This window comes from Rhodocytophaga aerolata, assembly GCF_030503435.1.
In the GTDB taxonomy this organism is placed as follows: domain Bacteria; phylum Bacteroidota; class Bacteroidia; order Cytophagales; family 172606-1; genus Rhodocytophaga; species Rhodocytophaga aerolata.
Map to the genome: position 1 here is coordinate 182,853 of NZ_JAUKPO010000004.1, position 14,616 is coordinate 197,468.

Consider the following 14,616-nt stretch of genomic DNA (forward strand, 5'->3'; position numbering starts at 1 on the left):
TTCTAAACGCCAGCCAACACAACTAAGCTTTTCTCAGAAAAGAACATCAGGTTTGCAAAAAATACGTATTATCAGGCCATAAATCCAGGATTATCCCTGAACTGCCTTTCATAGCTATACAAGTATATAGGTTAAGATCTGTAGGGAGCAGGGCCTTCTTGAGGTTTTTTTCTATTAGTTAAACTACTACATTTTTCAATCTACATCAAGTATTACTTATACATTTTACTTGCTTATTCCTATATAGCTTCCGGGAAGAGAATGAATATGTGATGGGTTCACACCTGGTGAGTATATGGGTACTTATTTCTATATTCGGTAGGATTACAGCCAGTCCACCGTTTAAAAGCCCTGGTAAATACCCCTGCTTCCGCATATCCTAATAAATACGCAATCTGGGAAATGGATAAGTGGCTTTCTTTCAGGTAGCGGATGGCGAGTTCTATATGCATGCTATCTATAATTTCCAAAAAGCTGCTTCCCTCCTCTTTCAGTTTCCGTTGAAGGGTACGCACGCTTAGCCGTAATTCATCGGCCACTTGTTCAATGGTTACATAATTACTTTCCAGAAGCCTTACCACACATTGTTTTACCTTTTCGGTGTAGGTTAATTTGTTTTCGTAGGCCTTAAGCATTACTTCGGCTTGTTGATCTAATACCTTGAATACCTCTTTATTATAGCTGAGTACGGCAGTTTGCAAATCCTGTATCCTAAACAAAAGGCTGCTTTGCTGTTCATTGAACACCAGTTTACTGTTAAACAGCTTTTCGTATTCTTTTACAGGCAATGCACGGGCTGAAACAAATTCAAAAGTAGCAAGCAGCGGATGAATATCTTTTCCGCTTAATTTACGCAAGGCCATCACTACAAAAGCCATACTTGCTTCTACGGATTGACGGGCTGCCAAGGGAAAGCCTCTGATAAAATGAACAACAGGTGTAAAGGTCACCTTCATTAAATGGCCCTCTTGTTGTAACCGGATACTGACCATGCTGCTATAGAGGTTGTTATAATAGACACCTCTTTCCAATGCCGTATGGAGATTGACACTGTTTTGTAGAGTAAAACCCACAATACCAATAGATTCAAAGTGGGCTTTCTCTCCGATGTGGAGGCCAATGAAGGGATCTTTTGTCTGCTCAACAGCCGCCTGCCACAGCAGATGAACTGCCTCAACTTCATACATTTTCTGCTCTTGCAAGCTTTCCGGCTCAATAGCAATGGCTTGGCAGATGCTATTCAGATCTGCCCCGTTTGCCACAGCACCATATATAATGTCGCGGATAATACTCACAGATACTTTCATAAGCAGCAGGCTATGGCGTTAAGTGTCATGTAATTGGCATGGGAAGTTAACGAAAAGCCGCTTTATATCCTCTTCCTTTGTAATACTATTAAACGCCTTAATTACACATTCTTATGAAAGCTCCTTCTCTGTTGCAAGTTACCGGGATGCTATTACTCCTTTCGGGGCTCATGACTGGTATTTGTTTTGAAGGGTTGCGCCAGCAATTCTTCTATCCGGATATTTTAAGAATGCCTGCGGGTTATGTTCTCAGTACGTACCACCGGGGCGGTGTATCCCTTCAGTTGTTGTGGTATGGCATGACTCTGGGATCGTTGTTACTCCTTATCATTTGTTTGTTGTTGCATAACAGCCTGGCATCTTTTCAAAAAAAGTATGTGCCTTTTATAACCGGCGTAGGCGTACTGGCCGGATTGTTTAATACCTTAGGCTTTATCAGATGGGTATTTTTGGTACCTTCTCTGGCAGCTTCCTATGTAGACCCTGATGCCAGCATGGCAACCAAACAAACGATTTCACTCATCTTTGAAGCGTTTCATCAGTATTTGGGATTCTCCCTTGGCGAGCATCTGGGCTTTCTCTTTCTGGCCTGCTGGGGAAGTAGCTTTTCCTTGTTTCTGTATGCGAATACGAATTTCCCTAAGTGGCTTCATGGCCTAGGCATAGTTTCCTCGCTGGGTACATTCCTTGGACTACTAGAAGCTACCGGATGGGAGTTTGCTGCCCAGGTGGTTTCCATCAGTTCATCATTCCTTATCTTATGGATTGCCCTAGTAGGCTTTTATTTATACCGCCTCCCTACACTGAAGTTTGGACGTGCCGGCCTTTACCGTAAAGTTGGGCAGACAAGCTTCGAACGGGTTAATTGATTGTATACCTAGTGAATTTCTTTTTCTTCCACCTTATTCTTTCTCTTCTTATGAAATCGCTTACTGTTTTTATTCTTTTGTTGTGTGCTTTTTATAGTGTCAACGGCCAATCTTCTTCATCCAATTATACGCAGAAAATGCCTTTCCCGGCACGTGAGCTCAGTTTTAATGGCTTTAGAAATCCTTCCATTGGCCTTGAATACCGGTATAAGCGGTTTTCCATGCATGGCGGATACTATCCTACCATTATTTCCACTTCCGAAAACGGAAAAGGAGAAACTACTTCTTTTCTAAGGGCTGGTGTTTCTTATTTCTTTCTTCCCATTTACTCACCTACGCATGCCCCTTCTTCCTTTTATCTGTCGGCTTCTTATGTACGGGGACTAGACCAGGAATGGAAGGCAAAAAATGGGTTGCTAGCTGAAATAGGATTTAAATGGGTAGTATGGAAAGGGCTTAATCTTCGTTTGGGAGTGGCCATGTTGAGTGGTAACGGAAGCAAAGTAAAAATTAATCCAACCCCAGGTATTTCGTATTCCATTTACCTAAAGTAATCACCCAGTGCCTTGTTAAAAGAAACGATCAGGAAATTTCAAACCTACGGCTAGGTTTCATGAATAGAAAGCCAAATGGCCTGCCTTCCTTGTGAAAGAAATGCTATTTGGTACGTGATTTCTTTTGCAAGGCCTGCATGGCTCTGGCATATCTTTCTCCCAGCTTACGGGCAGAGGGGCTATCAAAATGAGTAGTATCACCTTTGTGGCTCAGATCTGATGTGCTGATGCAAGCGGTATTGGGTACCTGGTTAGGTAAGTCTTGCAAGGCCTGATTAATAAGGCTAGCCTCAGGGAACTTACGCACATAAAAATCCGGAAGAGTAGCAACAATGAATGGTAGCTCCGGTGAGGCCAATTCCTTGCGGATGTTCTGAATAAGTTCTTGAAGTTTTTGGCTATAGGTAGCTGCTTGTCCGGGTCTACTATCTGATTCACCCTGATGCCAGAGTACACCTTTTATTTCTCCTTTGTGGCTGGCAATTTTCGCCCGCTTCATTGCTTCATCGTAGGGATAGCTGTTGGTTTGGTCATGGTAACCGCCAGTTTTCCAGGCATCGATGGATGAGCCTCCGGCGGCGCTGGGAACCAGGCAGATGGTAACTGTTTGATTGGCTTCAGCCATTTGTTTACCAAAACGGAACCCTGGTCCAACGCCGGCAATGGGTTTATCAAAATGCATGGGTTCTCTGGCAGGTTGCCAGGTATTGTTTTTATCCAGCATCCATACTCTGCTGTGTGTCTGCTGGTCTTCCGGCTCTACTATACCTCGCCCAGCCATATTGGACTGTCCCATTAATAAGTAAATATGGAATACAGAATCCTGCGTTACCGATGCCTGCTTTGGCAAGTTATGGGACTTGGAACAACCATTGATCAGTACAACTACCATTAGCACGAAATAACGCATGTATATCTGTTGTTTCATGCCTGAAGGTAAGAAATAAATTAAAAGGCTGGTACCTCCTTCGCCTGTAAGTAGTTACTTTATATGCTATGATATTGGTATCTGTCTTTGCAGGGTTATGCTAATGCCAACTTTTGGTTTATACCCCTCTGTCTACATATAAACGGGTATATGTAGACAGAGCAATCTCTGCGGGTGTATGCCGTTTTGTACAGAAACCTGGCTTTTGAAACCTTATTTTTTCTCAAATACAAGGCGGTAGTGGTCCCATAACTGGCGTTCAAAAGCCACGCGGATAGGCGCAATTTGCAGGTTACTCAGCCGGTTGCGCATCTTGGAATCATATAGCAATGCAGGAGCCAGTGTTAAATACGCCAGGTATTTTTGCCATCCAAAACTTTTTAACCGTTGCCGCCATACATTAATGGTTTCTATATAATCTAACCGTCCGCTATGATAGGTAACCACATCAAAAAAGGGCTCTGCGTTTTTAATGATTTGCTCTTTGCCATAGGGTAGCCAGGAGCCTGGAAATTCATTCATCGTGAGTGCCATCAAATATTCGTTGGATTCTTTGGGGGCATCAATATCAAAATCCTTCAAATCAATCATGTCTTTTCCAAATACCATGGTTTGAATAAAACACCGCCCTCCAACAGGGAGAAGATCACTTACGGTCTTAAAAAACTTACGGTAGACTTCGTCCTGCCTGCCGGCTTGGTAGTCTTCCACAGAACAGAAATGTTCGAATGCGCCCACGGAAGCTACTGCATCGAACATACCATAATCACTGGGTTTTACGGTGCGGCAATCTTGTATATACACTTCAAAACCTTGCCGCTGACAGGCAGCATGTTGGCCCTTAGACAGGGTTAACCCAATACCCTTTGCTTTTATTCCCCGCAGATAATTCAGGAATGGCCCCCACCCACATCCCATATCCAGTACTTTGCTGCCTGCAGTAATATTCAGGTTCTGGGCGATAAAGTCATGTTTTCTTCTTTGTGCCTCCTCCAGGCTGATTGAAAAATCACCATCGTATTTGGCGCCAGTAAAATCAGCCATTTCGCCAACACTGATACGCCATATCTTATCCATCGTGGTGTACGAATAATCTATATCTGTTTGTGAAGCCATAAAAGTAGTTTAGTTAATAGTAAATAAATCGGAAGTTTTTCTTTGCCTGTTACTGAGCTAAGGACAACAACCCCATGAAGCATATTAAAAACGGGCTATTCTGTATATCAGGTATACAACAAAGCGAAAGCTATGGCCTTGCTGTACGATACATTGTTTCTTGAAAAATTACTGCGTTAGCTCATACAACCTAAGAAAAGTCAACATACCTTCTCTTATTTGGCCTATGGCTGAAAAATCTCTTTGCAGAAAAGAGGTAATTTTATATGTAAAATCTGGTAAAAAAATATACAACATAGTATAGCAAGCACAAAAAAACTGACTCACTAATAAATGCTATAGAATATATTCGATAACCTGGTTCAGTAACTGGCAGCTATCTTTTCCAGGGAAGCTATCCATTATAAGCTCATACGTCTAAAAATCAGCATTTATTTTAACTATTGCTACTGAAACGCAAAAAATATATAGTCCTTTTTAAGCAAATCAACTATATGCCGGTAGACTAAGAAGCAGTAGTTTGCACCTGGCGACATGGTTCTTAAGCTATTAGCCCACCCACCAATAAATTTTATACCAAGTGTGCATCCAAAACCTATATAGCAATGCTCATTTTTACTACTCCTAATATATTTCCAGATCAGCTGATTTTTAGTTACCTTAGATAAGAAAGTAATTGTTTCGAGACCCAAGTTCAGCTATTTTTCTTTACCTACAGCTTTATTACACCAGCTTCCAGAGTTAATGCCATTTGCAGGTTAAAACCAAAAACCCGTAAATATTCTTTAATTGAAGTAATTTTCACTACCTGCTTACATTGAAAGGATACTTCAACTGCCTGCATTTTATACCAGTATAGGGATCAACTATAGTAGACAACTACTATCAATTTAACTTCCATAAAACTACAGCCTATGCCTATTTATATGGACCGTCATGATGTATCAGACATAGTTACCGCAGAAAATGTAGCACAACTACACCAGGAAGACCTGAAAATTCAGCATAAGTTTGGGTGTAGAGGGCTAACATATTGGTTTGATGACAAACGGAATACCGCTTTTTGCCTGATTGAAGCACCTGATTCGCAAGCTATTCAACAAATGCACCTGCATGCCCATGGCCAGGTACCCCATAAAGTAATTGAAGTTGACCCGGTACTGGTGGAATCTTTTTTAGGAAGAATTGAAGATCCGGCAAACACCCGGCAAACGAAACTGAATAGTATTAACGATCCGGCTTTCAGAGCCATTATGCGGATGGAATTAATTTATCATCGGTTAATGCACGAAGATACTTCCACGCTTAGGGCTATTTCAGAAATGGTACCTGAATATAATGGCAGAATTGTTGAACAAAAAATGGATCAACTGCTGGTTTCCTTTACATCCGCATCTGCTGCCATTGAATGTGCAAATAAATGTCAATTAACCTTCAGCGAGCTTGCTTCTCAAAACTCATCGGATGCTACGTTAAAAATAGCCATTAGCGCCGGGGTGCCCGTAACAAATGAAAATGTACTTTTTGCAAAAGCAATTGAGGCTGCCAAACGCATTTGCCACATTAACAAAGCAGCGATTGTTATTTCGCCAGATGTTGCCGATTGGTATCAAAATGAAAATCTGAATGCGGACCTGACCAGTGAACACCTGTATTCGCTAACAAGAGCAGAAGAAACATTTTTACATATCCTGATGGATTTTGTAGAAAGCCGCTGGGAAGATGAGCAGTTGCGTGTAGATGATTTTACGGCACTTGGCTTCAGCAAATCGCAGCTATACCGCAAACTCACAGAATTAACAGGGAACTCGCCAAATAGCTTTTTGAAAGAATACCGCTTAAAAAAGGCCTTACACCTATTATTGAAAAATGAAGCCAACGTCTCCGAGGTTTCTGCCCTGACTGGTTTTAACAGCCCATCGTATTTTGCTAAATGCTTCAAAAAAAAATACGGAATTGCGCCATCCGATTACCTGCCCAACCGGAAGGAATAAGGTTTGCCCCATTAAAAACAGATGCTTGAACCAATAGTACATGTTTTTGAATCAAATGTGCTAGTAGCTATTGCCGATCGGTTGTAATTTTATTTGGTATACTAAAGCAATCATTCATTAAAAACAAACTCTATGTTAACACTTACAACCACTCTTTACGAAAGATTAGGCGGCATAACAGGTATCACCAGACTCGTGGATGATGTAGTGAGTTTTCACTTAAACAATCCGCTGATCAAGGCCAGGTATTTACCTTTAACTGAAAACCCGGAGCATTTTGCCAGGATCAGGCAACACACAATCAATTTCTTTTGTGCCGGATCTGGCGGACCACAGGTATATGGTGGCAAAGGAATGGTAGGTGCACATAAAGGCATGAATGTATCTGAACAAGAATTTATAGCGGTTATAGATGATGTTATGGAGGCCATGCAGAAGAATAAGTATGGAGAAACAGAGAAAAGAGATGTGCTGGCTATACTCTATTCCATGAAATCTGAAATTATACATATATAAGCAGCCGAAAAAGCCAGACTTCTCCTGGCAAACAATAAACAACCCTTACCACTAAAACTATTTTTACGTATGACTATTATTTCCACAGAAACACCCACCCTAGCCCAGTGGGATGATTCCTTAATCCAACTAGGTGATACTTTTGCACAACGGGCTGCACATTACGACCTGACAAATACGTTTGTTTTGGAAAATTACGAGCAATTAAAAGCAAATCATTTTTTTTCAATGGCCATTCCTCAAGAGCTGGGAGGTGGTGGACTATCGTATACAAAAACGTGTAATATCATACGGGAACTAGCCCAGCATTGTGGGTCTACAGCCCTTGCACTGTCTATGCACCAGCATTTGGTCGCAGCCAATATATGGCGGTACAAGCAAGGGCAAAATGCCGAACCCCTGCTCCGGAAAATTGCTGCGAATCAATTGGTTTTAGTCAGTACGGGGGCAGGCGATTGGTTGTCGTCCAATGGATCGATGGAGAAAACGGAGGGTGGTTATCTGGTAACTGCCCGAAAACACTTTGCCAGTCAATCTCCCACCGGAGACATTCTGGTAACCAGTGCCAGATACCAAGACCCGGAAAAAGGTCCTGTTGTGCTTCATTTCGGCGTTCCTTTTACATCTGAAGGCCTTTCGGTAAAAAGCGATTGGGATACCATGGGCATGCGGGGAACCGGCTCTCATACGGTGGAATTAACCCGGGTATTCGTACCAGATTCCGCCATTTCGCTGAGTAGGCCGCAAGGAGAATTTCATCCGGTGTGGAATACGGTACTCACGGTGGCTATGCCCTTAATTATGTCCGTATATGTAGGTATAGCAGAAAGGGCAGTCCAGATTGCCCGGACGCATGCAAAAAAAGGGAACCATGTGCTCTATTTGCTGGGTGAGATGCAGAATTACCTCACGACTGCCCAGGTGCTTTGGCAGGACATGCTCAAATTAACTAATGAGTACAACTTTCAGCCTGTTAATACGCAAGCCAATGAAATTCTAATCAGGAAAACGACGGTTGCCAATGCATGTATAGCCACTGTAACGAAGGCAATGGAAGTAGTAGGAGGCCGCAGCTTTTTCCGTAAACTGGAGCTGGAAAGATTGTTCCGGGATGTGCAGGCTGCGACTTTCCATCCGCTTTCTGAAAAAAATCAACATTATTTTACCGGCCATTTTATGACCACAGGCTATTTCCCAACAGATGAAGCAGAATAGTTGTTGAAGCCGTTGGACAATCCATTTTCCCTCTCATGGAACCAACCTTTTTTCTTAAACCACTACTTTAAGTGCATCTACTTAAAGCAGTGGTTTTGCAGAGTATCTTCCTTCGAGTGAAAAATAGATATCCGGCTATACTTCCCGGTGTTTGCTCTACCGCTTCTGTAAAATGAGCTTTTTACTCCCATATACAATCATCTATTGGTGGAGTTTACTTAGCATTGACTAGATAAAGAATTTTGCTACTTTGCTAGCTACTTTAATTCTCTTACCGTAATGTGGGTTTCTTCACCCATCTTCCAAATATCCCCTTTTACAGTTATCTTCTCTCCTACATTTACGGTCCGGTACTGGGCAGCATTCTCTTTTAAATTGGCATGACTAATAGTAGCAAAGTAAAGCAGACTATCAGCTGAAATTATTTTTGCGGTATAGCCATCTTTGCCCGGCGTTACGGCTTGTACTTCTCCTGTCACAAATCCATTGTCCATGGGCGTAGGTTGTTGCTCAGTTGTTGTTTCTGGTTTACTGGTTGTAGAATGGCACCCTTCGCTAATGCTTATCAGGGACAGTAGTAAAATCAGGTATGTTGCTTTCATAAGCGAGTATTTTTCCGGATGTGTTTCAAAAGTAGGTGTAAGCGTTGAATAATTCTGTTAAAGAAAACCCATAACGATACCGATACACAATCTTACAGAATTTACTTATTCCAGATGGGTAGTATACGTACAAATTTTATGGGTGCCTATCTCTGCTCTTCGTACGTTGCTTGTTAAAGCCCATATTTTACACTAAATTAGGACCCTCATATACAATATGTCCAATGGTTTGCCTCTCTTGGATCAAACTTTTTTTAATTTGTTTTCTGCTGCTCATCTGTTCTGTAACTGGATTTGCACAAGCAGATACGTTTACACGAATTATCAATTTTAAACACATCTCCCTGGATAAAGGCCTTTCCAACACCTCGGTATATGACATTGAACAAACCAACGACGGGTTCCTATGGATAGGCACACAAAATGGCCTAAACCGCTACGACGGCTATTCTATTAAGGTATTTAATGTTGTTCCAGGCAAACCACATACATTATCTAATAACTGGGTAAAAGCTTTATGTGAAGATAAAGAGGGAAATTTGTGGGTGGGTACCAATAATGGGCTTAATAAATACCACGCAGAGACTGCTACGTTCAGTTCTTATTATAACGATCCGGCCATTGCTCATTCGTTAGCCGACAATACAATCTGGTGCCTGTTTAAAGACCGGGATGGATATTTATGGATTGGAACGAATAAAGGCTTGAGCAGGTATGATGAAACTACCAACCAGTTCAATAACTATTTCATTCCTTCAGCGGATGCCACAAGCAGTGTGGCGGTTGACGGTATTACCGAAGATACGCAGGGAAATCTGTGGGTAGGTACCTGGGGTAAAGGTGTTTATTTGTTCAATAAACGAACAGGCACTTTTCAAAGTTTTGCAGAGGCAACCACTATTCCGCAAACGACCGGAGAGTTTGTAAAAGCACTTACCTTTGACAGCCAGGGCACTCTCTGGATTGGAACGCAGCAAAATGGCCTGCACAGCTATGATCCGGCCAGTAAAAACTACACTATTTATACCTCTGATAAGACCAAACCTTATTCCCTAAGCAATAACTCTGTTTTATCCATTATGGAAGATAGCAGTGGCGACTTGTGGATAGGTACGCATGCAGGCGGATTAAATTATTTCAATCGGACAGACCACACGTTTAGACATTACCAGACAGACTTTCTGCAAACCCACTCACTTCAAGGCCAGTGGGTAACAAGTATATTTGAGGACAATGGCGGCAATATCTGGCTTGGACACGACCAGGGCTTGAGTCATTTTAATCCGCAGGGACCTAAATTTGCCCATTTTAAAAATAACCCTTTTAAAACGAACAGTGTCGCAAAAAGCAATATCGGGGTTATGTACGAGACAAACGATGCTATGCTATGGATAGGTACTTGGGGCGCGGGATTAAGTAGATACGACCGGGTTAAAAACCAATTCACGCATTTCAGGCCGCAGGCGAATACCCCTGGCTCCATTGCCGACAAACGGGTATGGGGATTGTGTGAAGATCTGGATGGAAATCTGTGGGTGGCTACCAGTAACGGATTAGACCGGTTTAACAGACAAACCAGCAGCTTTACTCACTTTAATGATCTGCAAAAAGATAACAAAGCAGCCCAGATTCCTTATACTGAATTAACATCGGTAGCTGTTGATAATCAGAACAGATTATGGATTGGCACCTGGGGCGGAGGCTTTTATATGCACGACCAGAATAAGCATACAACCCAGCAGTTTCTGCATAGTGAACAAGATACTAATTCATTAGCCAACGATTGGATCAGGCATATTTTTGTAGATACCAGGCAAAATGTGTGGATAGCCACCTCAGATGGCGGTCTTGACCGCTTGCAGATGGATAAAAATGGGAAAGCAACCTATACGCATTTACGCTATAAAGCGAACGATCTTTCTACCATCGGTAGCGATACGCCGCAAATAGTATTTGAAGACAGCAAAGGCAGGATATGGGTAGGTACACAAGGTGGCGGCCTATGTTTATATAATGCTGACAAAGGCAACTTTCAGCGCATATTTTTAGGAGAATCTTTAACTCACTCCACCAGTGTATATGGTATTCTGGAAGATGAAACGAATAATCTCTGGATAAGCACCAATAAAGGAATTATTCATTACAACACTTTCACCGGCCGGTCAAAAAGCTACGATGTATCCGACGGCTTGCAAGGCACTTCTTTTTTATCCGGACACTGCAAAGCCAGAGATGGGGCTATGTTCTTTGGAGGCAACAACGGATTTACTATGTTTTATCCGGTTCAAATCAAAGAGAGCAACTTTAAACCTTCGGTTTTACTAAGTGACCTACATATTTTTAATGAACGGTTGGAGGTAGGCAAACCTCATAAAAATACACGGAAAGGTCAAAAGCCAGTGCTGGAGAAGCCGCTGTATTTAACAGACCAAATTAACCTTACCTACAAAGATTATGCGTTTTCTATTGATTTTGTGGCGCTTGATTTTGCTTCGCCGGCAAAGAACCGGTATGCCTATATCCTGGAAAATTTCGAAGAAGAATGGAATTATACGAATGCAAGCAAACGATATGCAACTTATACAAACCTTCGGCCCGGGAATTATATATTAAAAGTAAAAGGTACGAATAGCGATGGGGTGTGGAATGAACAAGTGACTTTTCTTAAGATTGTTGTAAGCCCTCCTTTTTGGCAAACCTGGTGGTTCAGGGCTATTATGCTGCTCTTATTTGGCGTTCTTTTTTTTATTATCCACCGTATCTGGCTCCGGGTAAAAACAGAGAACCTGCTAATGATGGAACGCGTGAAAGTTCAGGAGGCAGAAGCCATCCGGAAACGGGTAGCCATGGATTTTCATGATGAAATGGGCAATCAACTGGCCAGTATTACGGCACTTATTAACCTGATTACCCTACGGCATGGCAAAAAAGATTTTCATATTGAAGACTTACTTTCAAAATTGAGCCAGCATGCCCAAACCTTGTACTACGGCACCAAAGATTTCATTTGGTCTATTGACCCTCAAAGCGATAAGGTTGAAGTAATTCTGTTAAACATAAAAGATTTTGGCGATGAGTTATTTGACCGGACAGATATAGCTTTTTATTTCTTCAAAGATCTGCATGACCCTGCGCTTAGTTTTGCTGGTGGCAATAGCCGGCATATTACGTTAATCTGCAAGGAAATTCTAACAAACATAGTCAAGCATGCCCATTGTAAAACAGTGCATGTGGTGGCCACTTCTACGGAAGGATTATTATCAATTGCAATTAAAGATAATGGCTGTGGATACGAGCCTGATAAACTGAAAAAGAAGGGAAACGGACTGGAGAATATGCAAGCCAGGGCCAAGAAAATAAATGGCTCTATTACTGTACATTCCAAGCCAGGTTTAGGTACGGAAGTCATTCTTCAGGTGTCCATTTCTCCTGCCAATCATCTGCAGCAACAGAAAAACACCTACACGTTAACAAATTAGCTTTACGTGTCTTTCACTAATAGCCTCAGTTCTTTAAGTAAGGAAGTTACTTTCAGCTTTGCGGTAAGTCTATCATTCCGCAAGGCCCGGACAGCTAGCCCGGGATCTAATTTTAATAACTTATTAATGAATTCTGCTCTGTTCATTGCGCCGTCTGTAGACAATGTATCGTAAAATAAAGTAAGCAATAACCATAGATTAACCTTCTTCAATATACATAAATTATTGTATATTTTCAAAACAATAAATGTTTCTTAGATAAAATATGATGCATTGACTTACATTATACAACAAATGATTGTTGACTGAGTTCTATCTTGATTCAAAAACACATTGAAGAAATAAGTGTATATTCTCTTAAATCAATAAACCAAGGGCTTGGCCAGTATGCAGGCAGATTGAATGTGTGAATATATATGTTGGCTAGGAACCTGATCTATTCTTCTTACATAGGAGATAATAAGCCTGAACAAGTTCTTATAAAATGGTTGGGCAGCAGAAGTAGGTATGTAAACTTCTCTATTAGTAGTAATTTGTTTGGCTGTTGATGGGACTCTACTACTTCTACAATGTATTGATCAATTATACAACTCACCGCTTACAGTAAGCCCCACGTACACATTGGATTTTCATGTATACGTGGGGCAATTTCTTTACATAGATACTATCTATAAACCACCTGTGTTTTTAATGAACGATAAATTTACTTTGTACAAGTTTTTCATCTAACCTTAACTTCAGATAATATAGCCCTTTAGGAAGCGGTTGCAGGAAGTGAAGCCTTGCCTGTGCCGTAGATGCGCTAAGCGTATACCGGCTTTGATCTATCCGGTTGCCATATGCATCACTAATCTCTATCCATAAAGCATTACACCGGACAAAGTATATAGTTAAACCCCGGCCACTACATGGATTGGGAAAAAGGGTAAATAACCCAATATCTTCTGCAGGCACATAAACAGCTATAATTTTGCTGTAATCAGGTTTTTCACCCTCTGTTACCTGCTTAAGCCGGTAATAAGAAAAGTCTGGCAGCGGATTATAATCAACATACGCATAAGAAGTGTACCCTTCATTGGAAGCTTTAGCCTGAATAGTAGTGATGGGTTCAAATCGGTGGCCATCTCTTGAGCGTTCAAGCGTATAGGTATGCCCGATTTGTCCGCCTACTGTGACGAAAGAAAGTTGCACAGCTGGCCCTTTCAGATGATCTTTGTTATAGGTAGCAGCGAAATCAAAAAACTCCAGTGGTAAAAAACTCATACATGCGCCTGGCGTTCCCTCAAAAGTTGCACTTGGGTTGCCTTTGCAAGCAATACACCAGATCATGTAGGCACCCTGAATAAACGTAGGGGGATTACTATCTATCGTCGAACAATCTGTACTTCCACTGGAAGAACAACCTTCTACAAAAAAGTAGCTATCGACTGTTGGCGGTGTCCCCTGTACGGCAATATTCCCATTATTCTTCACACAAATGTCGCCTTTGACATACACAAAAGCCCCATCTACGATGATATTTCCATGGCGGTCTATCACTAATTTCCCGTGGATGGTAAAGGTAATGTTACCTTTGATATTAACAGTCGTGGTATTATTGCCTGTACCATTATCGATAGTCAGGTTCCTTACAGCTGATGCCACCGTAACATCAATGATATGTTTATTAAAAATAATGACATCATCGTTGGGTCCGGGCACATTTACTCCCACCACGGCTGCTGGCGGATTTCCAGGACACCCGTTTGCATTGTTCCAGGTGCAGGGATCGTTCCAGTTTCCACTTTTTGAAGAAACAAATGAAAGCCCGTAACTTTTCTGAGCGAAACTACCTGCCATTAAAAACAAGAGTATAAAACAAGCAGCAACCCATATTTTGTGTTTTAAATTTCCATCCCTATTAACCAATATGTTATTACGTAGATCCATACTTTTTTGCATTTAGTTTATGCTTGGCACGTAATGGTTAATCTATTTCTCTTTTAGAAGGTAAATCTATAGCCCGGGTATGGCTTAGCTATTTGGCACTTGGCAGG

At 41.6% G+C, this 14,616-nt stretch carries 12 protein-coding genes; 6 read left to right on the forward strand and 6 right to left on the reverse strand.

The window, feature by feature from the left end:
* Nucleotides 1-278: 278 nt before the first annotated feature.
* A complete protein-coding gene (locus Q0590_RS09585; RefSeq protein ID WP_302037303.1) occupies nt 279-1,307 on the reverse strand; it encodes an AraC family transcriptional regulator in 1,029 nt (342 codons plus the stop codon).
* A 113-nt stretch (nt 1,308-1,420) separates the two neighbouring features.
* Here Q0590_RS09585 and Q0590_RS09590 point away from each other — a divergent pair, with 113 nt between their 5' ends.
* Together Q0590_RS09590 and Q0590_RS09595 are read left to right on the forward strand one after the other, a co-directional pair.
* Nucleotides 1,421-2,176, forward strand: a complete 756-nt coding sequence (locus tag Q0590_RS09590; protein ID WP_302037304.1) for a DUF4386 family protein — start codon at nt 1,421-1,423, stop codon at nt 2,174-2,176.
* Nucleotides 2,177-2,226: 50 nt separating this feature from the next.
* The gene (locus Q0590_RS09595; protein WP_302037305.1) at nt 2,227-2,730 is read left to right on the forward strand and encodes a hypothetical protein; all 504 of its coding nucleotides are present in this window, start codon (nt 2,227-2,229) and stop codon (nt 2,728-2,730) included.
* Nucleotides 2,731-2,833: 103 nt separating this feature from the next.
* Here the strand turns inward: Q0590_RS09595 and Q0590_RS09600 are convergent, their stop codons facing one another.
* Together Q0590_RS09600 and Q0590_RS09605 are read right to left on the reverse strand one after the other, a co-directional pair.
* A complete protein-coding gene (locus Q0590_RS09600; protein WP_302037306.1) occupies nt 2,834-3,658 on the reverse strand; it encodes a sialate O-acetylesterase in 825 nt (274 codons plus the stop codon).
* Nucleotides 3,659-3,871: 213 nt separating this feature from the next.
* Nucleotides 3,872-4,774: a class I SAM-dependent methyltransferase gene (locus Q0590_RS09605; RefSeq protein WP_302037307.1), complete on the reverse strand. Its 903-nt coding sequence runs from the start codon at nt 4,772-4,774 to the stop codon at nt 3,872-3,874.
* 914 nt (nt 4,775-5,688) lie between these two features.
* On the opposite strand from Q0590_RS09605, the gene Q0590_RS09610 reads away from it, so the two are divergent.
* From Q0590_RS09610 to Q0590_RS09620, 3 genes are all read left to right on the forward strand, one after another.
* On the forward strand, nt 5,689-6,768 hold the full coding sequence (locus tag Q0590_RS09610; protein ID WP_302037308.1) for a nickel-binding protein: 1,080 nt from the start codon (nt 5,689-5,691) through the stop codon (nt 6,766-6,768).
* A 132-nt stretch (nt 6,769-6,900) separates the two neighbouring features.
* Nucleotides 6,901-7,284, forward strand: a complete 384-nt coding sequence (locus Q0590_RS09615; RefSeq protein ID WP_302037309.1) for a group I truncated hemoglobin — start codon at nt 6,901-6,903, stop codon at nt 7,282-7,284.
* A gap of 69 nt (nt 7,285-7,353) precedes the next feature.
* The gene (locus tag Q0590_RS09620; protein ID WP_302037310.1) at nt 7,354-8,499 is read left to right on the forward strand and encodes an acyl-CoA dehydrogenase family protein; all 1,146 of its coding nucleotides are present in this window, start codon (nt 7,354-7,356) and stop codon (nt 8,497-8,499) included.
* A gap of 257 nt (nt 8,500-8,756) precedes the next feature.
* On the opposite strand, the gene Q0590_RS09625 is transcribed toward Q0590_RS09620, so the two are convergent.
* Complete coding sequence (locus Q0590_RS09625; protein ID WP_302037311.1) at nt 8,757-9,101, reverse strand: hypothetical protein; 345 nt, start codon at nt 9,099-9,101, stop codon at nt 8,757-8,759.
* Nucleotides 9,102-9,325: 224 nt separating this feature from the next.
* Between Q0590_RS09625 and Q0590_RS09630 the strand changes: the two genes are divergently transcribed.
* Nucleotides 9,326-12,580 carry a ligand-binding sensor domain-containing protein gene (locus Q0590_RS09630; RefSeq protein ID WP_302037312.1) on the forward strand — a complete coding sequence of 1,085 codons (3,255 nt, stop codon included), beginning with the start codon at nt 9,326-9,328 and terminating at the stop codon, nt 12,578-12,580.
* A 2-nt stretch (nt 12,581-12,582) separates the two neighbouring features.
* Here Q0590_RS09630 and Q0590_RS09635 read toward each other — a convergent pair whose 3' ends face one another.
* Together Q0590_RS09635 and Q0590_RS09640 are read right to left on the reverse strand one after the other, a co-directional pair.
* Entirely contained in the window at nt 12,583-12,819 is a 237-nt protein-coding gene (locus Q0590_RS09635) for a hypothetical protein (RefSeq protein WP_302037313.1), read from the reverse strand.
* A 448-nt stretch (nt 12,820-13,267) separates the two neighbouring features.
* Nucleotides 13,268-14,509, reverse strand: coding sequence for a T9SS type A sorting domain-containing protein (locus tag Q0590_RS09640; protein WP_302037314.1), 1,242 nt, complete (start codon nt 14,507-14,509; stop codon nt 13,268-13,270).
* Nucleotides 14,510-14,616 lie beyond the last annotated feature (107 nt).